This is a genomic window from Mycobacterium sp. E2238 (assembly GCF_001672665.1).
Classification (GTDB): Bacteria; Actinomycetota; Actinomycetes; order Mycobacteriales; family Mycobacteriaceae; genus Mycobacterium.
Genome location: NZ_LZKF01000088.1, coordinates 1 through 23365 on the forward strand (window position 1 = coordinate 1; position 23365 = coordinate 23365).

General features: G+C 67.7%; 17 protein-coding genes and 1 pseudogene. 10 read left to right on the forward strand and 8 right to left on the reverse strand.

Features of this window, described 5'->3' with window-relative positions; genetic code table 11:
• Positions 1 to 83 precede the first annotated feature (83 nt).
• From A5711_RS07385 to A5711_RS07400, 4 genes and pseudogenes are all read right to left on the reverse strand, one after another.
• Positions 84 to 2087, reverse strand: a pseudogene (locus A5711_RS07385) (hypothetical protein); the annotation flags it as partial.
• Entirely contained in the window at positions 2084 to 2818 is a 735-nt protein-coding gene (locus tag A5711_RS07390) for an NUDIX hydrolase (protein ID WP_067945029.1), read from the reverse strand. The pseudogene A5711_RS07385 and the gene A5711_RS07390, both read right to left, overlap by 4 nt.
• Before the next feature lie 89 nt (positions 2819 to 2907).
• On the reverse strand, positions 2908 to 3099 hold the full coding sequence (locus tag A5711_RS26135) for a hypothetical protein (protein ID WP_082973825.1): 192 nt from the start codon (positions 3097 to 3099) through the stop codon (positions 2908 to 2910).
• A 123-nt stretch (positions 3100 to 3222) separates the two neighbouring features.
• The gene (locus tag A5711_RS07400; protein WP_067945101.1) at positions 3223 to 3450 is read right to left on the reverse strand and encodes a hypothetical protein; all 228 of its coding nucleotides are present in this window, start codon (positions 3448 to 3450) and stop codon (positions 3223 to 3225) included.
• Between the two features lie 270 nt (positions 3451 to 3720).
• Here A5711_RS07400 and A5711_RS07405 point away from each other — a divergent pair, with 270 nt between their 5' ends.
• From A5711_RS07405 to A5711_RS07415, 3 genes are all read left to right on the forward strand, one after another.
• Positions 3721 to 5157 (forward strand): CCA tRNA nucleotidyltransferase, encoded by a 1437-nt coding sequence (locus A5711_RS07405; RefSeq protein WP_067945034.1) that lies wholly within the window; start codon positions 3721 to 3723, stop codon positions 5155 to 5157.
• Positions 5158 to 5181: 24 nt separating this feature from the next.
• Positions 5182 to 5691 (forward strand): pullulanase, encoded by a 510-nt coding sequence (locus A5711_RS07410; RefSeq protein ID WP_067945036.1) that lies wholly within the window; start codon positions 5182 to 5184, stop codon positions 5689 to 5691.
• A 112-nt stretch (positions 5692 to 5803) separates the two neighbouring features.
• Positions 5804 to 6133, forward strand: a complete 330-nt coding sequence (locus A5711_RS07415) for a DUF2563 family protein (protein WP_067945038.1) — start codon at positions 5804 to 5806, stop codon at positions 6131 to 6133.
• A gap of 1927 nt (positions 6134 to 8060) precedes the next feature.
• Here A5711_RS07415 and A5711_RS27490 read toward each other — a convergent pair.
• Positions 8061 to 8297, reverse strand: coding sequence for a hypothetical protein (locus tag A5711_RS27490; protein ID WP_231987436.1), 237 nt, complete (start codon positions 8295 to 8297; stop codon positions 8061 to 8063).
• A 942-nt stretch (positions 8298 to 9239) separates the two neighbouring features.
• Here A5711_RS27490 and A5711_RS27495 point away from each other — a divergent pair.
• From A5711_RS27495 to eccCa, 5 genes are all read left to right on the forward strand, one after another.
• Positions 9240 to 9923: a DUF5631 domain-containing protein gene (locus tag A5711_RS27495; protein ID WP_231987437.1), complete on the forward strand. Its 684-nt coding sequence runs from the start codon at positions 9240 to 9242 to the stop codon at positions 9921 to 9923.
• Positions 9924 to 10183: 260 nt separating this feature from the next.
• Positions 10184 to 10990, forward strand: coding sequence for a hypothetical protein (locus tag A5711_RS07430; protein WP_067945103.1), 807 nt, complete (start codon positions 10184 to 10186; stop codon positions 10988 to 10990).
• Between the two features lie 199 nt (positions 10991 to 11189).
• Positions 11190 to 12017 carry a transglycosylase gene (locus A5711_RS07435; RefSeq protein WP_067945044.1) on the forward strand — a complete coding sequence of 276 codons (828 nt, stop codon included), beginning with the start codon at positions 11190 to 11192 and terminating at the stop codon, positions 12015 to 12017.
• Positions 12018 to 12019: 2 nt separating this feature from the next.
• Entirely contained in the window at positions 12020 to 13504 is a 1485-nt protein-coding gene (gene eccB, locus A5711_RS07440; protein ID WP_067945046.1) for a type VII secretion protein EccB, read from the forward strand.
• Positions 13505 to 13507: 3 nt separating this feature from the next.
• The gene (gene eccCa, locus A5711_RS07445; RefSeq protein ID WP_067945048.1) at positions 13508 to 17710 is read left to right on the forward strand and encodes a type VII secretion protein EccCa; all 4203 of its coding nucleotides are present in this window, start codon (positions 13508 to 13510) and stop codon (positions 17708 to 17710) included.
• Here the strand turns inward: eccCa and A5711_RS07450 are convergent.
• Both A5711_RS07450 and A5711_RS07455 read right to left on the reverse strand, forming a co-directional pair.
• Entirely contained in the window at positions 17688 to 20552 is a 2865-nt protein-coding gene (locus tag A5711_RS07450) for an RND family transporter (protein WP_067945050.1), read from the reverse strand. The two genes, eccCa and A5711_RS07450, sit on opposite strands and share 23 nt — an antisense overlap.
• The gene (locus tag A5711_RS07455) at positions 20545 to 20925 is read right to left on the reverse strand and encodes a hypothetical protein (RefSeq protein ID WP_067945052.1); all 381 of its coding nucleotides are present in this window, start codon (positions 20923 to 20925) and stop codon (positions 20545 to 20547) included. Before A5711_RS07455 ends, A5711_RS07450 begins: the two co-directional genes overlap by 8 nt.
• Before the next feature lie 134 nt (positions 20926 to 21059).
• Here A5711_RS07455 and A5711_RS07460 point away from each other — a divergent pair, with 134 nt between their 5' ends.
• Both A5711_RS07460 and A5711_RS07465 read left to right on the forward strand, forming a co-directional pair.
• Entirely contained in the window at positions 21060 to 22277 is a 1218-nt protein-coding gene (locus tag A5711_RS07460) for a sensor histidine kinase (RefSeq protein ID WP_067945054.1), read from the forward strand.
• A complete protein-coding gene (locus tag A5711_RS07465; protein WP_067945105.1) occupies positions 22277 to 22939 on the forward strand; it encodes a response regulator transcription factor in 663 nt (220 codons plus the stop codon). The genes A5711_RS07460 and A5711_RS07465 overlap by 1 nt, the downstream gene beginning before the upstream one ends.
• A 5-nt stretch (positions 22940 to 22944) precedes the next feature.
• Here the strand turns inward: A5711_RS07465 and A5711_RS07470 are convergent, their stop codons facing one another.
• Positions 22945 to 23226 carry a hypothetical protein gene (locus tag A5711_RS07470; protein ID WP_156673170.1) on the reverse strand — a complete coding sequence of 94 codons (282 nt, stop codon included), beginning with the start codon at positions 23224 to 23226 and terminating at the stop codon, positions 22945 to 22947.
• Positions 23227 to 23365: the final 139 nt, after the last annotated feature.

Below are 23365 nucleotides of genomic sequence, written 5' to 3' on the forward strand. Positions count from 1 at the left end.
GCCCAGCAGCGCCTGGCCGTCGTCGGCAAGACGATCAACGACCTGTTCGGCGCGGTCACCATCGTCATCCCCGGCGGCTCCTACACCCTGGCCACCGAGCACAGCCCCTTGCCGCTGGCGCTGCACAACGGCCTCTCCGTCCCCATCCGGGTGCGGCTGCAGGTGGACGCCCCGCCCGGGTTGACGATGGTGACCGCGCCGAACAGGTCGTTGATCGTCTTGCCGACGACGGCCAGGCGCTGCTGGGCCATTCCGTTGCGGGTGTCGGGCGGTTCGGATTGGCTCAGCGCGCGCAGCATGTCTTCGCGCAGCGGCGCCGTGTACTGGATGCCGGTCAGCCCGGTGCGCTCGTCGGTGCTCAGCGCGGAGGTCAGGCCCCACAGCCTGCCGACCTGGCCGGCCACCGCGGCGGTCACGTCGTCGCCGAATCGGCCGCGCGCCGAGGTGTAGGCCCCGGCCGGCTCGGACTGCTCGGCGCGGGTCGAGGCCTCGGTGATTACCGCCGGCAGCGGTCGCGGTACCGCAAGACCGGACCGGATGGTGGTGGTGAGCGCGGTCAAGATCACGTGTGCGTCGTCGGCCTGCAAGTTCCACGTCGCGGGCGGGACCAGGATCTGGGTGCGGGGCGCGTCATCGTGGCGCAAGGCGTGCCAGAACATGGAGCCCAAGGCGTCCTGGCGGCGTGCGGTCACCGAGTCATGCGCGAGCCGAACCGTCAGCGACGAGTCCAGGTAGGTGGGGACGGCGGGGGAGCTTCCCGCCCCCGCCAGCGCGGCGCCCACCGCCGGGTCGAACGGCGCGACCACGACTTGGGGGGACAGCCGTCGCGGCGCGGTGTCGACGGTGGCCTCGGCGGAGCCCTGCGCGTCCGCGGCGGACAAGTCGGCGGCGGCGATGGCGACGGAGCTTTCGTTGGCGCCGATCAGGTTGACCGCGCGGTTGGTCAGCGGGCCGTCTGGCAGCAGCGTGGCGCCGCGGACGGAGGCCACGTCCAGGATGCGGTCGACGATGCTGTTGACATCGGTGGTGGCGGTGGCGCTCAGGCCTCGGTCGTTGACGCGTTGCAGGGCGTCCAGGTCGGCTTGCGCGTAGGGAAGCGGCGCCACGCAGGTGCGGTGCGCGAGGGCGCGCAGCCGGTTGAGCCACTCGGCCGCGGCGGCCTGTCCGGCGCCCGGATGGGTCGGGGTGCCCGGAAGTTGCGCGGGGCCCTCGGGCGAATCGGACACCACGTAGCCCGCGGTCATCGCGTTGACGGTGACGAGCAGGTCGGGGTCGACGGCCAGGCACAGCGCCCGGCCGACCGCGCCGTCCGGGTCGACGTCGTGGCTGGTGGCGACCTCGGCCGCGGACAGCAAGATGTCGAGCCGGCCGCCGCTGGCCAGGGAGGTGGCCAGGTCGTCGTCGACCAGGCGCACGGGAATGGTGCCGCCGGGCACGCCGGGCGCCAGCCGGGGCCGGTCGGCCAGCGGCCACAACATGGTGATCCACACGGGTTTGGAGGTGTCGGGCGCGACGGCGGAGCCCAGGTCGCCGGCCTGGTCGGGGGGCACGCCGACCACGGGCAGTAGGAACCGCGCGTTGTCGAGGCGGGCGGGGGCGCCGTAGTCGGGTGTGCCGTTGACGTTGACCAGGACCGGGTAGATGCCGGGCTTCTCGATCCCCAAGGACTGTTTGGTCAACGAGCGCAGCGGCGCCGACAGGGTGAAGCCGGCTTCTTGCCCGCGTTGCAGTTCGGGAGCGACCGTGAGGAAATCGGCGGCCGGTTGGTATCCGTCGGTGTCGCCGTCCAGGGTGGTCCGCAAGCCCGTGGACGCGGTGATCGCGCCCGCGTGTTCGAGGCGGACCATGACGTCGCGGACGGGGCGGTCGCCGATGTTGGTCACCATGCCGCTGACGGTGACGACGGGTTGGCTGGACGTGGTGACCACGTCTGGGGTGACTTGGTCGATGCGGACGCGCACGAACGGCGTCACGCCCGGCTCGCCGGCAGCCGCGCGCGGCATGACGGGTGCGGTGAGCATCGCGAACCCGGCCACGATGCCGATCACCGCCGCGAGGCGTAACAAGCAGAGTCGCGGCGCCGTCACGGCCCTGGCCCGTGGCCGTTCTTCCGGCTGGTCGCCGGCTTGTCGGCATGCCGGGTGCGCGAGTGCGTCTGCGGGCGGCGCCGGGGAGAGGTGGGTGGCAGCGGTGGCAGGGCGGCGGGGCCGTGGTTTTGCAGTTTGTCGATCAGCTCGTGGGCCACTCGGGCCAGCCGACGTTCGTCGGCGTAGGCCAGCTTCGACGGCAGCTCGTGCATCGGCACCCAGGCCACCTCGGCCACTTCGAGGTCCTCGTCGGACAACTCGCCGCCGGAGAAGCGCATCAAATAGTGGTGCACGGTCTTGTGGACCCGGCGGCCGTCGGTGACGAACCAGTAGTCGATGCGCCCGAGCGCGGCCAGCACGCTGCCGCGGATGCCGGTCTCCTCGGCGACTTCTCTTATAGCGGTCTGCTCTGCGGTCTCACCGAGCTCGATGTGCCCCTTGGGCAACGACCAGAGCATCCGTCCCCGGCGATCGATGCGGCCGATGAGCGCCGCGACCTGAGAGTCACGGGGCCCGTCGAGGCCGTCGATGACCAGTCCTCCGGCGGAGGTTTCGTGCACGGTCCGCAGCCGGTCCGGTCCGCGGCGAGGCGACCGGGATCGGCGCGATTTCGTCGGCGTCGAGTCGGCGGGGGCTTGGCCGTTAGTGTGGTTCTCGGTCGAACTCGCAGCGCCACGACCGCGCCGCCGCCCCCGGCGCCTGCGTGGCTTGCCTTGTTCGCCGTCCGACACCCAAGCGATAGTAGCTGGCACGGCATCCGCTCCCAGGACATACTCGCCGCTAGCGGGGCGCGCGATGGCTCAGGACCGAGTGTGTGTGGTCAGAGTGGGCCGATTGCGTGGGCGATAACAAAAGCGGCACCAAAGATAAGCAGTGAAAGTGGTCCGGACAGGCTGCCGATTAGCATGCCACGTCCGACCTGACCGCATCTGCCCGATGCCCGTGCGATGAGGGCGCTGACGCCGATGTATGCCAGCGTCACCGGCAGAACGATAATCACCAAGGGCCACATGGGCAGAACGAACAGCCACGTGACCAGGTCCACGACGAAGATGTGGGCTATGGCTACCGCGAAAGTCAACGGCCCATAGTGACTGGATGCGCCGACTCGACGTTGCTCTGTCATCGGCGGCCTTCAGCGCAGGACCAAGTATGCGAAAACCGTTCCGCCGGCAAGCACGACGACCGAACAGCTCAGAACGCTGATGCCGAGGCCGCGACTACGGGGTGAAGTCGACCTCAGCAACGCGGCGCCAATCAGCAGCGACGCCAACGTCGTCAGGACGGTGGCGGTCAGCATCCATGCGCGCTCACCGGCGTATGCGCTGTGGGTTTCGAACGGCCACTTACCCAGCAGCCACATCGCGATGAGCAGCGCGGCCAGAATCAGTTGAACGACGAGTGGCGCCGACCATGTCGCCGTCCGCCAAGCGCGGGCATCGAAGAAATTCACTTGCTCAGGACTCGACATACTGTTCGCCGACCGCTTTGCAATGTGCCGCATTGCCCCAACGTTCCACCCTTCCCGTGGCGCGTAACGCTACTAGCGCCGGCCGGCCGGTCAATTCACCTCGGACGCGTGCGAGGCTCCTCACACGGGCTGTTGGGCCCCGGCCGACTACGCTGATCGAACGTGTCCGAAGCCGATGTCGAGCTGCTTGCCGCCGCCGCGGTCGCCCTGAACCAACACGCGCCGATGCTGCGCGAGCTGGGCGCGGCATTCGAGGCCGCGGGCCACGAGTTGTACCTCGTCGGCGGCTCGGTGCGAGATGCCGTGCTGGGCAGGCTCAGTCCCGACCTGGACTTCACCACCAACGCCCGCCCCGAGCAGATTCAGCAGATCCTGCGGCGCTGGGCCGACAACTTGTGGGACACCGGCATCGACTTCGGCACCGTCGGTGTGGGTAAGGGCGACCACCGCCTGGAAATCACCACGTTCCGCGCCGACGCCTACGACCAGGTCTCGCGCAAACCCGCGGTGCAGTACGGCGAACGCCTCGAAGACGATTTGGTGCGCCGCGATTTCACGGCCAACGCGATGGCCGTGCGCATCACGCCCGACGGGCCGGGTGAATTCCTCGATCCCCTCGGCGGTTTGGCGGCGCTGCGCGACCGGGTGCTCGACACCCCGGCGGCGCCGTCGGTGTCCTTCGGCGATGACCCGCTGCGGATGCTGCGCGCGGCGCGGTTCGTCTCGCAGCTCGGCTTCGCCGTCGCCCCGCGGGTGCGCGACGCGATCGAGGAGATGGCCCCCGAGCTGGCCCGGATCAGCGCCGAGCGGGTGGCCGCCGAGTTGGACAAGCTGCTGCTCGGCGACGACCCGGTGTCCGGCATCGACCTGCTGGTGCAGACCGGCATGGGCGACGTGGTGTTGCCCGAGGTCGGTGGCATGCAGATGGCCATCGACGAACACCATCAGCACAAGGATGTGTACCAGCATTCGCTGACCGTGCTGCGGCAGGCGATCGCCCTGGAGGATGACGGCCCGGATCTGGTGCTGCGCTGGGCCGCGCTGCTGCACGACATCGGCAAGCCGGCCACTAGGCGGCACGAAGCCAACGGCGGCGTGAGTTTCCACCACCACGAAGTGGTCGGCGCCAAGATGGCTCGAAAGCGGTTGCGGGCGTTGAAGTATTCCAAGCAGATGGTCGACGACGTCTCTCAGTTGGTGTATCTGCACCTGCGGTTCCACGGGTACGGCGAGGGGAAGTGGACCGATTCCGCGGTGCGCCGCTACGTCACCGATGCCGGGCCGCTGCTGCCACGGCTGCACAAGTTGGTGCGCGCCGACTGCACTACCCGCAACAAGCGCCGGGCCGCGCGGCTGCAGGCCAGCTATGACCGGCTGGAGGCGCGGATCGTCGAGCTGGCCGCCCAAGAAGATCTGGCCCGCGTGCGTCCCGACCTCGACGGCAACCAGATCATGAAGCTGCTCGACATCCCGGCCGGCCCGCAGGTCGGCGAGGCGTGGCGCTTTCTCAAAGAGCTGCGCCTGGAGCGCGGGCCGTTGACGGCCGACGAGGCGACCGCGGAACTGCTGAGCTGGTGGCAATCACGGGGGAACCCGTAGCGGCGGTCTCACGTCCCATCTTTCGTGGACTACTGCATGAGTGGCGACGACGGCACGGCGGACATGTGGCACCGCGACCTCGACCTTGACCTGGACGGCGATGGTCGGCTGGATGCCTTCGGGCTGGACCTCGACGGCGATGGATTGCGCGACGACGCGCTCGCGGATCTCGATGGCGACGGCATCGCCGATCACGCGGTGCTCGACCTCGACAACGACGGCACCCCCGAGGCGTACTTCACCGACGACGGGTCCGGGACGTGGGGGATACCCACGGACCAGGGACGCCAGCTCCGGTGGTTCGGGCTCGATGGCGTCGAGCACACCGGCGGCCCGCTGGTCGATTTCGACGGCCATGGCCGCGCCGACGACCAGCTCTTCGACATCGACGGCGACGGACTGGCCGACCGGGTGTTGTGCGCCGACGAAGGCGGCGTCACCGGATACGTCGACACCGACGGCGACGGCAAGTGGAATGTGCGGCTGAGTGACAGCGATGGGGACGGCTTGGCTGACGGTGCTAGTGCGCTATAGGGGGTGACCGCGCCAGCGGTGAATTGACCAGTTCCGCCGGGCTATTTAGCCTGGTCAATAGTGGCGCGACATGCGATTGCGTCTCGCCGAATCGGATTCGAGAGGGGTGGCAATGTTCGTCGACACAGCGTTATTGCACTCCGGAGGCAACGATTCGCATCGCGCGGGGGGACACGCGCAAGAGGGAGCCGACCAGCTCGCGCGGGGACCGCTGGGGGCCGGGATGTTCGGCGACTTCGCCGCGGCCGATTCGTTCCATTCGGCGATCAGCGCCGCGCACTCGCAGCACGTGCAGACCCTGCAGGGCCACAAGCAGACGCTGACCGATGTCGGCGCGAAGGCCCATCACGCGGCCAAGGGGTTCACCAGCATGGACGAGAACAATGCCGGCGATATGCAGGCATTGCGGCCGGGGGCCGGTACTTCAGCGCCGCGCATCTGATCGCTTCAGCCACCGGTGGCCCGGTTGCGGGGAGCACTGTTACCGCAAGGGGATCGTATTGATGCGGTCTCTTTGGTGTTGGTCTGCAGTGCACGTGGATAATTCAACGGAACGGCTCGTATGGGCTGCGGCAATGTGGGGAGGGTTGCATGGGGGATCTGCCTCCAAACTTCGGCGGGGAACCGCCAATTGCCCCGCCGCCCGCTCAGTGGCAGCCGCCCTATCCGCCTCAACCTTCGAAGCGTCCACGTATATGGCCGGCGATTGCACTGGCATCCATCGCCGTCCTATTGGGCGCTGTCGCCCTAGTTGTGGCGGCGACACGGTCTACGAATGACTCCGCGCCGGGCTCACCGACCACGTCAGCGGCACCGACGCACACTGCGGCGGAGTCGGCTGCCGCGCACAAGAAGCTCTGCGACGTCTACAACGTGGCCGCGCGTGCCGTCCAAATCGATACCAACGGCGATAATCCGGCTTTGGCTGGCGTGGCCACTGTTAATGCAGCACTAATGCTCGAACAGGCGATCGACTCAGCTCCGGCCTTAGCTCCCGGCGATCGTGTAGCCGCTCTGACACTCGCTAGCGCATACACAAATGCCACGGCCATGGGAAGCCAACTGCAGCGCACCGACCCCGCCTGGCAGGCAGTAGTCGACGATGTCAATGCAAAGGACGCTGCGATGAAGAGGGTTTGCGGTGGCGGGTAACCACGTCCTCAGATGCACCAATAGCTAGCTCGGCTTCGAGGCGCAACGGGCCTATTGGGTGTTCACGTCGAATCGTAGCCGTAGCCGGACGGAGAGCCGTCCCAGTGGCCTTGTCCGATTGACCGCCCACCGGGCTAGAGCCCAAACGGGCGGCCCGGCTCAGCGATGAGGTAGAGCATGAGCGCTTTGAAACATGACCGCCCTGGTAGCCATCACGATTCATCGCCGCTGACCGAACCGTGGGCCTTAAGACGCGACATCTCCGTCAACTGGTGAATTGCTCGCCCCGTGGTTTGCCTGTTCCACTATGGAGTGGAAAGGGGCATACACAATCAGGGAACCGTGACCATTAGGTTCCGTTGACTTCGAGGAGCGCCGCATGGCGGGGAACCAGACTTGGGGGCCTGGTGAGGGTCCGGCAGCCCAGCCGCCCATTGCGAATTGGCCGCCGAACTATTTGGGCAGACCAGCGTCCCGGTCGCACCCCTGGCTGGCGATCGCCGTGGCGTTGACAGGTGCTACAGCTATCGCCGCTCTAATAGTGGCCCTTGCGCGACCGACCGCTACGAGTCCGTCGGCAGCCGCTACAGCACCAACACCTGGCCCTACGGAAGTCGCCGCCGCTCAACAGCAACTATGCAACGTCTACAAACTGGCGGCTCAGGCCGCCCAGGTCGACACGGCGGGAACAGATAAGGCGCTAGCACGCATCGCAACAACCAATGGCGCCCTGCTGCTTGAGATGGCGGCGGCTAATCCTCTTCTAGACACCAAGCACCGGGACGCGGCGCACGCTCTTTCGATGGCATACGGAACCCTAACAGCGAAGGGCAGCGCCGGAGTTGCGACTGATGTCGATTATCAGGCGGCACTTAACGATGCAATTGCGAAGGATGCCGCTATGAATAAGGTATGCAGTGGCGGTTGACCTTCCGCCTGGTAAGTGGACCGCGGCGTTGATTGGGCCGTGGTGGCCGATGCCGTCAACAACCCTGCGCGGCGCCGCTCAGCATTGGAACCAGGCATGCTTGGAACAGCAATGGTTTTCGGAAAACCTGCGCGGTCAGTGGATGACGGTAGCGGCACATAATCAGGGCCGTACGGCGGACGATCTCATATCCAGATACCAGGATGGCGAAAAGTTTCACCTGGACCTCGCCGAGAAGTACCAGGCGAAATCGGGAGCCTTCAATTCGGCAGCTGATGCCATCGACTATCTACGAAGTCGGTTGGCAGACATAGCGAATGCGGGCAACAAAGAGATCGACGAGATCCTCGCATCGAAGAAGCCGCTGCCGGAGCAGGTCGCAGAGGTGCAGGCCGTTCAGTTGCGCTGCAACGGCGATGCGGCGAATGCCAGCCTGAACGCGGTCGACAAACTCACGACGGCGACTCAGAAGATTCTCGACGCTGAAGGTGTCGGTGGCGACGCGCGAACTTGGGCCGGTGAACACGGCTTCAGCATCGAGAGCCCTTCATCGCCGCGCCCGCTTAGCGAGGGGGACTTCGGAGCGCCGCAGCCCGGATCGGGATTCGGCAAGGGCGTCGGGCATGCCGGACCGGTGTCAGGTGGTGACGGTCCGATGGCCGCAACGCCGGGGTTCGGCGGTGGTTCCGGTCACGGTGGCCCGGTACCCGGTGGAGGCGGTCCGACAGCGACACCGGCAGGGTACGGGACTGGGTTTGGGCACGGAGGTCAGGTAACAGGTACGAGCGGACCGGTCGTCTCGCCTGGCATGGCGACGGTCACTAGTCCGGCGCCGGGTGGTCCTTTAATGAATGCGCCGATTTCCGGCGCCGGCAACATGTCACCCGCCGGACTTGGGCAAGGAGCGCCGCCCAACCTGGCGCAATCGTTCGCGTCCGGCATGGCCTCGGGGCAGCCGGCCGGGGCCGGCGCGCAAGGGATTTCGTCGGGCGCAATAAACGCGATGGAATCCGGGGCGGGTACGCCTCCACAGACCGGACCACCGGCAGGGACGCCGCCGGTGGCGCCGACCGCACCTAGCGCCGGTGTCTTCGTTCCGACGGGCACTCCGGTTGACGCCCCCCCGCCAGCCGCTCCCGCACCGCCGACCACTGGGGGCGCCACCCCGGTAACCCCAGTAATGACGGGGGGATCTTGGTCGGGATCGGCAGCGCCGGTCGCTGGCGGCCCAAGCGTCCCCGCTGGACCGCTGCCCGCCTACGGCTCCGATTTGCGCCCATCAGTCGCGGCCCCCTCTGCAATGCCGTCAGCCCCGACGGGACCCGTCTCGGGCGCGCCGGTCGCACCGTCCCCGGCGTCGTCCCCGTCCGCGGGCGGACCGGTGGTTTCACCGGTGGAACGCGCGGCTTCAGGAGCCGCCGCCGGGCAGGCGGGCGCGAACTCGTCGGGCATGGTCAGCGCGTCAGCAATGTCCGCGGCAACCGGTGCGACCGCCGGCGCGGTATCCAGTAGAGCGGCCGAGCAGCAGCGGCTGCAGCGGATCGTCGATGCGGTGGCCCGCCAGGAGCCGCGACTTTCGTGGGGGGCCGGACTGCGTGACGACGGCACCACCAGCCTGTTGGTGACTGACCTCGCCGGCGGGTGGATCCCGCCTCACGTCCGGCTTCCCGCCCACGTGACCCTGCTCGAGCCGGCCGCGCGCCGCCGCGATGCGACCGTGGTGGACTTATTGGGGGCCGTAGTCGTCGCTGCCGCTCACGAGCACAACACCTACGTCGCCGAATCGGACCCCGAGGCTCCCACGCTCAGCGGTGATCGACCGGCCCGATCAGCCGCCCCGCGGGTAGACGAACTCGGACCAGCCCTGGTGGAAGCCGTGCGTCGTCGTGATGGCCTACCGCGAATTGCGCAAGCCATTGCCGCGCCGGCCGTACGGAAGACCGGCGTACTTGAAAAGGAAACCGAACTCCTGCGCAACTGCATGGTCGAGATTCAGAATTCGGTGCTCACGGCGTACCCGGATTACGCCCCGGCCGCTGTCGGGGATTGGATGCTGCTTGCGGCAATCGAGGCTCTGATCGACGGGCATGAATACCTCGCGAATTACCACATGGCGTGGTTCGAGGTAATCAGCCATCAGGCTGGCGCATAGGGCACCGAGGGGCATCCGGCCTCCGACGTGAATACCGATCCGAGCGCGGTGTGCCAAAATGGTGCAATAGCCAATCAGGTGCGGCAGTTGGCACCAGGCGGTTCTACACGGGGCGGAGGTGACAGGCAATGACCGGCGATGGCACCGTCAAAAATGCTCCAGCCGTAGTGGGGGGCTTAGTCGGCATGCCTGAAGCGCCAACGCCGATGCCGTTTCCCCAGTCAGTCGGTGGAACCAGCCCGACCGATGGTTGGCGGGGAATCGTTGAATCCGCCGCGAACGCCGGCGTTCCCAAGGACGCGGCAGACGCCGCAGCCGCAGACGCAGACCGCCGCGCCCACGCCGCCGATGCGGCCGCGAAATTCCCTGCGAACGAAGCTGAATCACAGCAGCAAATGCAGAACATCGGTCAGCAAGCCCCGCAGATGATGCAGCAGATGCTGCAAAGCATCACGGGCGCCCTCGGCGGCGCGGTCGGTGGCATCATGCAGCCGCTGACGCAGCTGCCCCAGCAGGCGATGCAGGCCGGCCAGAGCGCCATCCAGCCGCTAATGAGCGCCGTGCAGGGCGGCGCTCACGGAGCCGGGCTCGCGAGCGACGCGCATCTCGTCGACAGCGTCGGCCCGGGCTCCGGGGCCGGCGGCGGCGCAGGCCTGGGCGGTGGTGGCGGAGGCCTCGGCGGTGGTGGCACCACCCCCGCCAGCTCTCTGGGTCCGCCACCCGTACCGACGTCGTCCCCGCCGACGACCCCCGCAGGGGCGGCCAAGCCGGTCATGACCCCGCCGGTCAGCGGCGCCCCGACCGCTGGGGGCCCGACCGGCATGGGCGGCATGGGAATGATGCCGCCCGGCGCGATGGGTGCCCACGGCGAAGGCAGCAAAGAGAAGCCGCCGGAGAAGCGGATCTCCGCGCCGGGCGTGCCCAACGGCCAGCCCGTCAAGGGTCGCCTGACGATGCCGCCGACCCCGCCCGGGCCCAAACCCGGTGAGGACAAACCCACCGTCGTCACCAACCGGCCGAATCGCCGAATCGTGATCATGCCAAGCGAGGACGAGGCAAAGGAATAGGCGGCACCGCAAGCCATTCCCACTCGGGCGAAAGGTGAGTGGTCGGCCTACGCGCCCGGCAGTAGGGTCGCTACGTAATCGCTCGTTATTGACAGCGCGACTGCCTATTCGTGCATGCTATTGAGTACGGATTTCGCCGGGCAGAGGGTGTGGGAAAAAGGGGACCAGGGTGGGGCAGTCGTCGACTGATCCGCTGACGATGCACGCGGTGGCGGTCTTGGCCCGTGGCCATGGCCTGTTCGCCGGTGACACCATCGCCGCTCCGGTCCACCCCCCGCGGGAGCACGCCCGGGTCAGAACCGAGGGCCTCCCGAGACCTGCGGCGACGAGGTCGGCGAACACCCTGGACGAAGCCCGCCGCTCCGGCGACACCGACCGGGAGCTGGCACAGATCCTGGCGACCGCGCGGGCCGACCACGCGCAGGCAAGCACGGCGACCCGCGCGGTCTTGGAAGACGCGAAGGCCGACGCCACGCCCGCCGATACCCCGATGGCCCGCCGCGAGGCGATGGCGCGGATGGCCGCGAGGTTGCGGACCCAGCACCGGCACATCGCTGGCTCGCGCCGGCGGGCACGACTCCTGGCGCTGCGGCTAAGGCGGCTGCGCTACCGACAAAGGCGGGCGGCGATGCGAGGGGACCGGGGAAGCGGGCGGGCGGCGGTCCTGGCGGCGATCCGTAAAGCCTTGGATATCAAGGGCATTCACGACCCAGCGGCGCGTGCCCGCTGGGAGCGCGGCATGGATCTGGTGGCGCGCCGCGAGTCCAACTACAACGCCAACGCTGTCAACGACTGGGACTCCAACGCGGCGCGCGGGACGCCGAGCAAGGGCGCCTGGCAGTTCATCGGCCCCACCTTCGCGGCGTATCACCAGCCGGGAACGTCCCGCGACATCCACAATCTGGTGGCGCAGGCGTGCGCGTTCATCAACTATGCGATGGGCCGCTATCACGTCGCCGCGGACGCGTCGAACTTGGCCGATCGGATTCAGCAGGCCGATCCACGCCGATCACCTAAGGGGTATTGAGCATGCCGCTGAGTTTGTCGAACCGCGACCAGAACTCCGGTCACCTGTTCTACAACCGACGGCTGCGCGCGGCGACCACCCGGTTCTCGGTGCGGATGAAACATGACGACCGCAAGCAGACCGCCGCGCTGGTGTTGTCAATCTTGTTGGTGACGATCGGCGCCGGTTGGATGATGCTGCTGAACGTGCTCAAACCGACTGGCGCAGTGGGTGAATCGGCGATCATCGGGGACCGCGATTCCGGCGCGATCTACGCCCGCATCGACGGCCGCCTCTATCCCGCCCTGAACCTGACGTCGGCCCGGCTGGCCACTGGAACGGCGAACCCGCCGACGTGGGTCAAGCGCAGCGAGATCGCCAAGTATCCGACCGGCCCGCTGATCGGCATCCCGGGTGCGCCGGCGGCGATGCCGGTGAATCGCGGCGGGATTTCGGCGTGGGCCGTCTGCGATACGGCGGGGCGCCCGCGCAGCGGTGAGAAGCCGGTCGTCACGTCAATCGCGGGCACACTCGACGGCGGCGGCCGCGCGGCCCCGCTGGCCGACGATGCCGGCGTGCTCGTGACGTTCGAGGGCAACACGTATGTGATCTGGGGCGGCAAACGCTCGCAGGTCGATCCGGCCAGCCGGGCGATCACCCTCAGCCTGGGCCTGGACCCCGGAGTGACGTCGCCAGTGGAGATTTCGCGCGCGCTCTACGACGGACTCCCCGCGACCGAGCCGCTGCGTGTCCCGGATGTGCCGCAGGCGGGCGCACCGTCGACGTGGGTCTCGGGGTCGCAGGTGGGCGCGGTGTTGCAGGCTCAAACCGCCGGCGGCGGCAAGCAGTTCTACGTACTCCTGCCCGACGGGGTGCAGAAGATCACGAGCTTTGTCGCCGATCTGCTTCGCAGCGCGAACTCCTACGGGTCGACGGCGCCCCGCGTGGTAACCCCCGACGTCTTGGTCAACATCCCCCAGGTCAATTCGCTGGCCGTGGACTACTACCCGACAAAGCGGCTGAATTTCGTTGACACAGCGGCGAATCCGACCACCTGCGTCGGGTGGGAGAAGGGCTCCACGGATCCACAGGCCCGCGTCGTGATCTATAACGGGCGGGGTCTTCCGGTGTACTCGTATCTGGATGACCGGATCGTGCACCTGGTGCGCGACGACCGCGACCCGGCATCGGTGGTCGCCAACCAGGTGCTGGTGCTGCCGGGGGCGGCCAACTTCGTCACCTCGACCAGCGGGGTCGTCACGTCCGATTCCCGCGAATCGTTGTTCTGGGTCTCCGATAACGGCGTGCGGTTCGGCATCGCCGCCAACGACGACACGATGCGGGCGCTCGGGCTCGATCCGGCTTCCGCGGTGCAGGCGCCGTGGCCATTGCTGCGGACTTTCGCTGCGGGCCCGGCCTTGTCGCGCGAAGCGGCGCTCGTGGCGCGTGACACGGTGCCGGCGCTGGGCAAGGCGGCCGTGGTGACGACATCGAAGGCGGGAGGCTAGGGGATGTCCAAGAAAGCGTTTCCCATCAACCGGGTCAAGCTCGAGCCGCCGAAACCCGTTCGGGTAGCACCGAATGCGCCGATCGCCCTGCCCGAGCGCGAGCCCCGCAACATCTGGGTGATGATCGGGGTGCCGGCGCTCATCGTGGCACTCATCGGCACCATCGTCATGCTCTACGTGTCAGGCGTCCGCAGCCTTTCCACGGGGTTCTTTCCCTTGATGGGTATCGGCGCGTTCAGCATGTTGGCGTTCTCCGGCCGCTTCGGACGCGCGCGCAAGATCACTTGGGGCGAAATGGAAAAGGGCCGCCGCCGCTACTTGCGCGACCTCGACACGAACCGCGACGAGATCCAGACCGCGGTGTGCGCGCAGCGGGAATGGCAGAACGCGCTGCACTCCGATCCGCGCGGGCTCGGGGCCATCATCGGTGGGCCGCGGATGTGGGAGCGCGGCCGCGGTGACGTGGATTTCTTGGAGGTGCGGCTGGGCACCGGGGTGCAGCACGCGCCGGACTCGGTGTTGTCGGTGACGTGGCCCGACATCGCCTCCGACGAAGAGCTCGAACCCGTCACCGGACAGGCCCTGCGCGATTTCATCTTGGAGCAGCGCAAGATTCGCGATATTGCCAAGGTGGTTAACCTGCGCTCGGCGCCGGGTTTCAGCTTTGTCGGCGACGACCTGGACCGGCTGCGGTCGCTGATGCGTTCGGTGTTGTGCTCCCTGGCGGTATTCCACAACCCGCGCGACCTCAAATTAATGGTGGTCACCCGCAATCCCGAGGTGTGGTCGTGGATGGTGTGGCTCCCGCACAATCTGCACGACGAGCTGTTCGACGCGTGCGGCTGGCGGCGCCTGGTGTTCACCACACCTGAGGAGCTCGAGGAGACCCTCGGGGCCGAGCTGCACATGAAGGGAAAGCGGGGCGCGTGGACGCCCCCGGCGCCGGCGAGCCCGACCGCGATGGGATCGGCGCTCGAAACGGGCGCCGACACGGTAGATCTGGGACCGCACCTGGTGATCGTCGACGACAACACCGGCAGCCCCGACGCATGGGAAAGCGTGGTCGGCCAGGTAGGCAAGGCCGGAATCACATTGCTACGCATCGCATCCCGAGTCGGCACCGGCGTGGGTTTCGCGCAGGACCAGGTGTTCGAGATGGGCGAGCGGCACAGTGCGCCCGTCAACGGTGAAGTCAAACTCGGCCGCAACGGCTTCGACGCGGACGGTGAGGACGGCCGCCCGGCGCCCCTGCTGCGGGTGCGCGACAAGTTCTTCGCCCACGCCGACCAGCTGTCGATCCACCGGGCCTACCGGTATGCGCGCGCGATGGCGCGGTGGTCGCCGACCACGCGTAGCGAGATCGCTGATTCGACCGGCGGCGCCACCGAGCTCCTGCGGGCGCTGGGCATCGTCGATCCCCGCCAATTGGACGTCGACCGGTTGTGGGCCGAGCGGCGTGGCCGCGGTGACGAGAGATGGTGTGAGATCCCCGTCGGTGCGAAACCCACCGGCGAGCTGCAGAACATCATCATTCGCGCGAAAGACTTCGGCGGCTTCGGATTTCACTCCGTGGTCATCGGCACCAGCGGCTCGGGAAAGTCGGAGTTCTTCCTGTCGCTGGTCTACGGCATCGCGCTGACACACTCGCCGGAGACGTTCAACGTGATCTTCGTCGACATGAAGTTCGAATCGGCGGCCCAGGACATCCTGGGCCTTCCGCATGTGGTGGCCGCCCTGTCGAACCTCGGCAAGGACGAGCGGCACCTGGCCGAGCGGATGCGCCGGGTCATCGACGGCGAGATCAAACAACGCTACGAACTGTTCACCTCGGTGGGCGCGCGCGACGCCAACGACTACGAAGAGATACGGCTGGCAGGACGGGACCTGCCGCCGGTGCCGGTCCTGCTCGTCATCGTCGACGAGTATCTGGAACTCTTTGCCAATCACGAGAAGTGGATCAACCTGATCATCCACATCGGTCAGGAAGGCCGTGGCGCCAACGTCTTCTTCATGCTGGGCGGGCAGCGGCTGGACCTGTCGTCGCTGCAGAAGGTGAAGTCGAACATCGCATTCCGGATCGCCCTGCGCGCGGAGTCCGGTGACGACAGCCGTGAGGTGATCGGATCGGACGCCGCCTACCACTTGCCGTCGAAGGAGAACGGCTTCGCCCTGCTGAAGGTGGGGCCGCGCGATCTCGAACCGTTCCGCTGCTTCTATCTCTCGGCTCCCTTCGTGGTGCCGAAGGGCAAGGAGGTAGCGACGACCGTCGACATGACCCTGACCAAGCCGCGGCTGTACAACTGGCAGTTCCAACCGCTGGAGGAATCCGACGCCGCGGCTCTGGAAGCGGCTGCCGCCGCGGACACCGAGCCTGACGAATTCCTCTACCACGATGACGGTTTCAAGCGGAAGAAAATCGTCGACGTCCTGCGCGAGTCGTTGCACGACGTTCCACACCGGTCGCCGCGCCGGCCATGGCTGGAGCCGCTGGAGGACCCCGAGCCCGTCGACGTTCTGGTGTCGGCCTACCGCGGCAAGCCTTGGCATGTCGACTACGGCCAGAACGCAGGCCTGATGTTCCCGGTGGGCGTCATGGACATCCCCGAGGAGTCCAAGCAGATCGTGCACGCCGTCGATGCGCTGCGCAGCAACGTCATCGTGGTGGGTGCCAAGCAACGCGGCAAGACGACCACCCTAATGACGCTGATGTGTTCGGCCGCAACGATGTACAGCCCGGCACGCGTGACGTTCTTCTGCATCGGCGGCGCGACCCTGGCTCAGGTGGCGTCACTGCCGCACGTCACCGACATCGTGTCGCCGAAGGACGCGGAGGGCATCGAGCGGATCTTGAGCAGCATGGACGCGCTGATCGACGCGCGTGAGGACTCGTTCCGGCGGCTGAAGATCGACCTCGACGGCTTCCGCGAGCGCCGGTTCGCGCCGGGCAGCGACGGGCTGGGCGGGACTGATCCCAACGATCCCTTCGGCGATGTGTTCGTGGTGGTGGACGACTACGACGACGTGTACTCGAAAGACACCGTCCTGGGCGACCGCATCATCTCGTTGAGCAGCCGCGGTCCCGAGTACGGGGTCCACGTGATGTGCAGCGCCGGCGGCTGGATCCACGGGCAGCGGCAGAGCCTGTTGCAAAACGCCACGGCGCGAATCCAATTGCGCCTGGCCGACCCGAGCGAAAGCCAGATGGGGCATTCGTCGCTCGAGTCGCGCGACGCGGCCCGGCGGACGCTGAACCGTCCGGGCTTCGGTCTGACCGACAGCCTGCACGAGCTGCGGGTCGGGGTCCCGGCGCTCGCCGATCCGGCCACCGGCGCGCCGGTGAGCATCGTCGATGTCGGCGCGCGGATCGCCGACGTCGCGGGCGTGACCAAACATGCTACCTTGCAACGGCTTCCGCAGCGGGTCGAGTTGCGGGCGATTCTGGAGTACGACGCCGCGCATCGCGGCGCTGACGACCTGTCGATCGCATTCGCAATCGGTGAGCGCCACGAACTGGGCCCGGTCCCGCTCAAGCTGCAGGAAAGCCCGGGCTTGATGATTCTGGGCCGCCAGGGCTGCGGGAAGACACTGTCGCTCGTGTCCATCGGTGAGGCGATCATGAGCAGGTTCGGCCCCGAGGAAGCCCAGCTGACGCTCATCGACCCGAAGACGGCCCCGCACGGTCTGCGTGATCTCAGCGGACCTGGCTATGTGCGCGCGTACGCCTATGACCAAGACGAGATCGATGAGGTGATCACCCAACTCGCACAACAGATCCTGCTGCCCCGGCTGCCGCCCAAGGGTTTGAGCCAGGAGGAGCTGCGCGCGCTCAAGCCGTGGGAAGGTCCCCGGCATTTCGTGCTCATCGACGATGTCCAGGACCTGCGCCCGGATCAGAGCTACCCGCCCAAACCTCCGGTGGGGGCGGCGTTGTGGAAGCTGATGGAACGGGCGCGGCAGATCGGCCTGCACGTGTTCACCACCCGCAACAGTGCGAACTGGGCGACGCTGCAGATGGATCCGTGGATGCGGTTCCAGAACTCGGCGAAGGTGGCGCAGCTCTACATGGACAACGACCCGCAAAACCGGATCAACCGGATGGTCCGCGCCCAGGCGCTCCCACCGGGACGGGGCCTGATGGTGGGCGCCGATGGCGACGTCGAAGGCGTGCTGGTCGGGCTTCCATCTACGGTGATCCAACAGCAGTAGCCAGCGGAACCGGCTGCCGTTCAACCACTTCCGCGTCGGAGTCGGCACGAGGACGGGGCGAACGCGGCCACCAGAACCAGCGGCCCAGCAGCGCCACGATGGACGGCACGATGAACGCCCGCACGACCAGGGTGTCCAGCAACAGCCCCACCGCAATAGTCGTGCCGATCTGGGCGATGCTGAGCACGCTGCTGCTGAGCAACGCCAGCATGGTGAGGCCGAAGACGATGCCGGCAACGGTGACCACACCGCCGGTGCCGCCGAAGGCGCGAATGATGCCGGTCTTCAAGCCCGCTGCCGCTTCCTGTTTGATGCGCAACGCCAGCAGCAGGTTGTAGTCGGCGCCGACCGCGATCAGGGCGATGAACGCGATCGGGGCGACGGCCCAGTGCAGATCCTGATGCAGCAGGTGCTGCCAAATCAGCACGCTGGCACCGATAGCCGAAGCGAACGAGGTGACGACGGTCCCCACGACAACCAGGCCCGCGACCGGGCTGCGCAGCATCGCCGTGACGATCAGAAAGATGAGCACCAACGCGGCGCCCACGAGCAACTTGGTGTCACCGGCGACGAAGCGCTGCAGGTCAGCCGTCACGGGGCCGACGCCGGCAAGGTCGACCTCCACCGGCGTGAGGGTGCCTTCCTTGGTGGCCTCCTTGATGGCGGTGCGTACCTGGTCCGCCCGCTTGGCTCCGTCGCCGCCCCACTCCGACCCGTCTCCGTAGACCAGCAGGTAAGCGGCGCGGCCGTTCTCGGAGATCAGGTGACCCAACGCGGCGGTGTATCGCGGATCGGTCAACGCGCGCTGCGGCATGTAGAAATCCGCCGCCGCACTGCCCTGAAATTGCGTCGCTATCTCGTTCAGGTAGTCGGTCAGCTGACGCATCTGCGGCCCGAGAGTGTCGGTCAGGCCCAAAAGGTCGTGGGTCGCCGAACGGGCTTGGCCCAGCGCGTCTTTCATCGAGCTCACGCTCCGCGGCAGGCCGGCCATCGCGGCGGCGGCCGTGCTGGAGCCGCTGGTCAGTTTCGCGGCGCCGGCATCGAGGCGCGACGACGTCTCGACCAGGCTGTCGACCGGCTCGAGCACGCGGTCCACCGTCGAGCAGATCGGATTGGCGGCGCAGTCGGGCGTCCGTCCGACGAAGTCCCGTAGCGGGTCGAGGTAACCCGACACCGTTGTGACGTTGCGCCGCAGCCCGTCCATGCCGGAACGCATGTCGTCGGCGGCGCCCGACATGTCCGTCAACCCCGCACTGCCACCGCGCAATCCATTCCCGAGGCCGTCGACAGCGAGCTGTGTCTGAGCCAGGGCGGCGTCCAGCTCGGAGACCCGCTTCAGGCGCTGTGTCAGCGAGTCCATGGTGTCGTCGAACTGATGGCCGAGGACACCGGCCTGATAGCTCAACGTCGCCTGTTCGGGGACCTTGCCGTCGGGGCGGCTGGCGGACTGCACCGCACGTACGCCCGGTACGGCCATGATGTGGCGCGTGATTCGTTCGATGGCGATCAGGCCGGCCGGGTTACGCAGGTCGTGGTCGGCCTGGACCGCGACAACGTCGGGCAACAGGGAGTTGGCGGCGAAATGCCGGTCCGCGCTGAGATAGCCGCGGTTGGAGTCGGTGGCGGACGGCGTGGCGGCGGGTTCGTTGAAGCCGACCCGCATGCCGGTCAGCGGTAACGCGATCAGCAGGGTCAACCCGCCGGCGGCGACCAGGATCGGCCCGGGCCAGCGCGCCACCGCCGTCCCCACGCGGCGCCAGCGCCGTGCCGTCTTCGACGGGCGCGGTTCGAGATAGCCCCGGCGGATGGCCAGGCTCATGAGTGCGGGCGTCAAGGTCAGCGCCGCGACCATGGTCGCCAAAATGCCGATGGCACAGGGCAACCCGGCGCTCCGGAACGAGCCCACCTGGGCGAACACCAGACAGGCCAGTGCCACTGACACGGTCAGCGCCGACCCGATCACCACAGGCGCGGTTGACCGGTAAGCCTCGGCTAACGCCCGGGTCGTCGCGACGCCGCGGCGGCGGCTCTCGTGGTAGCGGCCGACCAGGAAGATCGCGTAGTCGGTGCCGGCACCCAGGGTCATGGCGGCCATCAACGCCACCGAAAACAGCGACACCTCAACCACATTGGACTGGCCGAGCGCGGCGACGACGGCGCGGGCCAGCGCCAGGGCGAGCCCGACCGACACCAGGGGAATCGCGGCCGCGATCGGCGACCGGTACACGGCGAGTAGCAAAAGCAGGATGAGACCGATGGTCGCGGCGGTGATGCCGAGCATCTGTCGATCGATCGCGGAGAACTCGTCGACGATCGTGGCGCCGGGCCCGGTGACATGGACTTCGAGGCCGGCCGGGGGTGAGAGCTGGTGGACGGTGGCGCGGACGGCATTCACCGAATCGCGCGCCTGGGCGGTCCCGAGCATTCCGGCCAGCCGCACCATGACGCTGACGGCGCGCCCATCGGAACTCTGCGCGCCGGCGGCGGTGGCGGGCTGCGACCACAGGTCGGTCACCGCGTACACGTGTCGGTGATCGGAGCCAAGCGCCGTCGTCAGCGCGTCATAGAACTGACGGTCGCCGGGTGTCAGCTTCTGATTGCGTTCCAGCACAACATAAACGAAGTTGTTGCTGGGTGTCTGATCGAACAGCTGGGCGGCTCGCGAGGCGGCGACCGCGCTCGGCGCGTCCGTCGGCATGAATGACCTGGCGTGTGAATCGACGACTCGCTCCAGTTGCGGGAACGCCAGGTTGGCGGCCGCGGCCGCCAGGACCCACAGGCCGACGATCAGAACCGCGTAGCGGCCGGTGAGCCGGCTCAGTAATCCCCGTCCGTCATGCAACGGTCTGCCGATCGCCGGTCGGTCCGCCGAAAAGGCCCACGGCGACGTGCTCGCCCCGGGTCAGGGAGCGTACCCGCAGCGACCTGCGGGAGCCGACCCGTAGCAGCGCGTGCAGACCAGGCTCGGCGGCCTCGAGATCGGCCCGCACCTGTTCGGCCGCCAAACCCTCGTGCGCCGCCTGATCGAGCTTGGCCACCAGCATGGTGATCCAGCGCTGTCCCAGCGAAAGGAGCAGCCCCTCCTCGTCACCGAATAGCCGGGCCACCTCGGATGAGTTGGCGACCAACGCAAGTGCCCCCTCGGGGTCGGCCTCCGCGGCCTTGATCACTTCGGCCATGAAGGCCATCCGGTCGTGCAGCAGTGTCCATGTCATGACTGAAACGCTAGGAAAGCGGTCGCCCGCTGCGCGTCGTGCCGAAGTGCAGTCTTCGCCTCCTACCACGGGCGGAGGCGATTGCCGCCCACGGCATGATGTGGTCGGGCGGCGCGCTCTCTTAGGATTGGACAATGTTGCGTACCGCAACGGGGTACTTGCGCGAACAGCTTCGCCGGCGAGGCGAGCTCATTCCCGTCGGTCTCACCTGGACGTCGTTCATCGCCGTCGATGTCAGCCATATCGGCGGCGCGGTGATCGCGATCCTGCAGCGCCCGTCCGGCGACCTCCCCGTCGGACTGGCCGCGTTCGCCGTGTCGATCGCACCGACGCTGGTGTTCTTCTTCCTGAACACCAAGCTCAGCCCGGTCTTGATGTGGGCGACCTGGATGACCGCCACCGCCATGATGCTGTTCGCTACGTCGACACCGATTCACGCCGATTTCGCCCCGGCTCTCCTGGTGCTGCTGGTGTTGTCTATTGCCACATTGAGCTCCATAGCGGTCGGCTTGTTGTCCGCCGCGTCGGCGGTGGCGTTGCTGCTCGCCGCCTCTGGACTGCACCGCCTGGACGCGGTGGGGCTGTACCTGGCTTTCGTCGGGGCCGGGTGGCTGCTCGGTTACGTGATGCGCAGTCAACGGTTGCTGCTGGCCGAACAGATCGAGGCGCAGAAGATGCTGGCCGAGCACGCCGCCGCCGACGAGCGCCGGCGCATCGCCCGCGAAGTGCACGACGTCATCGCCCACTCGCTCAGCATCACCTTGCTCCACGTGACGGGTGCGCGACGTGGACTGCAGGAGGACCGTGACGTCGACGACGCGGTCGAGGCGCTCGAGCAGGCCGAGCGCCTGGGCCGGCAGGCGATGGCCGACATCCGGCGCACCGTCGGACTGCTGGACGGCTCGCCCACGAAACCCGCGCAGACCACCCCCGAACCCGGCATCGACGACGTCGGCGTCCTCGTCGCGGATTTTCAGCGCGCCGGCCTGGACGTCGCGCTGCGCGTCGAGGGTTCCGCTGAACGCGTCTCGCCGGCGGTCGGTCTCGCGCTGTACCGCATCACCCAAGAATCGCTGACGAACATCGCCAAACACGCGCCGGACTCGAAATCCACAGTGGCGCTGAGTGTCTCGGTAGCGTCGGCGAGTCTCGCGGTCGACAACCGGTTACCGGTGGCGATCGCCGCCCCGCGTTCCGCCGAGGGGCGCGGGTTGCGCGGCATGCGCCAGCGCGTCGAGCTGCTCGGCGGGGCCATCGATGCCGGCCCGACCCACGACGGGTGGTCGGTGCGCGCCGACATACCGCTGCACGAAGGTGACACCGGCTGGCACCCGTGGTGGTGCAAGGCGTGATCCCACATACCCCGGAGACCCCTGAGGTCAGCGTCCTGCTCGTCGACGACCAGGACCTGGTGCGCTCCGGGCTGCGCCGGATCCTGCGTCGCAAGGACGGTTTCGTCATCGTCGCGGAATGCTCCGACGGTGACGAGGTGCCTGCCGCGGTGGCCGAGCACCGGCCCGACGTGGTGGTGATGGATCTGCGCATGCGCCGGGTCGACGGCATCGAGGCGACACGCAGGCTCGGGGGCGCGCCGCCGGTGCTGGCGCTGACCACATTCAACGAGGACGAGCTGCTGTCCGAGGCGCTGCGCGCAGGGGCGGCCGGCTTCGTGCTCAAGGACTCGTCTGCCGAGGAACTGATCCGCGCGGTGCGTGCGGTCGCCAAAGGCGACAGCTACCTGGATCCCGCGGTCACCGCTCGCGTGCTCACCACGTACCGCAAAGCCGCCCCGGGTCCGCGTGGCACCGCGATCGGGGAGTTGACCACCCGCGAGCTCGACGTCCTGACCTTGATAGGCCGGGGCCATTCCAACGCCGAGATCGCCGACCAACTTTGCATCTCCGGCGTCACGGTCAAAAGCCATATCGGCCGGATCTTCGGGAAACTCGACCTGCGCGACCGCGCCGCGGCGATCGTCTACGCCTACGACAACGGCATCGTCGTCCCGCGCTGAGGGATCTAGAGCGGCGCGCCCTGCTCGGCCAGGTTCAGCAGGCCGTAGGCCATGCACATCAGGAAGTTCAACACCACGAGGACCAACCCGGCGAACATCAGCGAGCGGGTGCCCTGCCGCTTCAGCCGCTTGTACCGCGCGGTGCGTGTTTCACGCTCGAGCCGCAGCGCGATCAGCGCGAAATGGATGTCCATCGCTTCGTGAGCCGCCAGGGGCGCACCCGCCAGCATCTCCCGCACGCGGTCGGGCGCGGCTCGGACGCCGACGCGCTCCAAGTTCTGGCACATTCGCCGCGCGCGTCTTCGCGCGAGCGGTTGATATCGCATCTGTAGCTGATGCGCGAGTTGCCCTCGGTCGTCCCCCCACGGGTTTGACGGGGTCATCACGAAACGGATTCTAAATCGCATCGGACCGATTACGGCGTGT

Bases quoted from the DNA above. Each gene is read 5' to 3' on its own strand.
- A5711_RS07435 (WP_067945044.1), top strand. From the start codon at position 11,190: ATGCACGCGGTGGCGGTCTTGGCCCGTGGCCATGGCCTGTTCGCCGGT.
- A5711_RS07415 (WP_067945038.1), top strand. From the start codon at position 5,804: ATGTTCGTCGACACAGCGTTATTGCACTCCGGAGGCAACGATTCGCAT.
- A5711_RS27495 (WP_231987437.1), top strand. From the start codon at position 9,240: ATGTCCGCGGCAACCGGTGCGACCGCCGGCGCGGTATCCAGTAGAGCG.
- A5711_RS07455 (WP_067945052.1), bottom strand. From the start codon at position 20,925: ATGACATGGACACTGCTGCACGACCGGATGGCCTTCATGGCCGAAGTG.
- eccCa (WP_067945048.1), top strand. From the start codon at position 13,508: ATGTCCAAGAAAGCGTTTCCCATCAACCGGGTCAAGCTCGAGCCGCCG.
- A5711_RS07460 (WP_067945054.1), top strand. From the start codon at position 21,060: ATGTTGCGTACCGCAACGGGGTACTTGCGCGAACAGCTTCGCCGGCGA.
- A5711_RS26135 (WP_082973825.1), bottom strand. From the start codon at position 3,099: ATGTGGCCCTTGGTGATTATCGTTCTGCCGGTGACGCTGGCATACATC.
- A5711_RS07470 (WP_156673170.1), bottom strand. From the start codon at position 23,226: ATGTGCCAGAACTTGGAGCGCGTCGGCGTCCGAGCCGCGCCCGACCGC.
- eccB (WP_067945046.1), top strand. From the start codon at position 12,020: ATGCCGCTGAGTTTGTCGAACCGCGACCAGAACTCCGGTCACCTGTTC.
- A5711_RS07400 (WP_067945101.1), bottom strand. From the start codon at position 3,450: ATGTGGCTGCTGGGTAAGTGGCCGTTCGAAACCCACAGCGCATACGCC.